The organism is Streptomyces sp. NRRL F-2664 (genome assembly GCF_000719345.1).
Lineage (GTDB): Bacteria > Actinomycetota > Actinomycetes > Streptomycetales > Streptomycetaceae > Streptomyces.
This window is the reverse complement of record NZ_JOFX01000609.1, coordinates 1-231: the sequence shown is the minus strand read 5'-3', so window position 1 is coordinate 231 and position 231 is coordinate 1. Positions and strand designations below refer to the sequence as shown.

Annotated in this window: 1 protein-coding gene; it reads left to right on the top strand. The window is 65.8% G+C overall.

Going from position 1 to position 231, the window contains the following annotated elements; all coding sequences use genetic code 11:
- Positions 1 to 66 precede the first annotated feature (66 nt).
- The coding region (locus IF89_RS49555; RefSeq protein ID WP_324605419.1) for a helix-turn-helix domain-containing protein at positions 67 to 231 on the top strand (165 nt) is incomplete at its 3' end.

The following is a 231-nucleotide window of genomic DNA, read 5'->3' as shown; positions in this document are numbered from 1 at the left end:
GTTACTGAGCTTTGCGGGTTGTCGTCGGGTGGTGACGGTTCATGATCCTTGCGGTATCCCGGTGGTATGCGTTATCCGAAGGGTGGGGGCCTGACCGCTGAGCGTCGGGCTTTTCGTGAGGGGGTCCGGCTGCAAGCCGGCGAGGGATTCGCGGCGGGTGAGAAGACCGCGGTGATCGCGAAGGACCTGCGGGTGAGTGTGCGGTCGGTGGAACGCTGGCGTCGCGCCTGG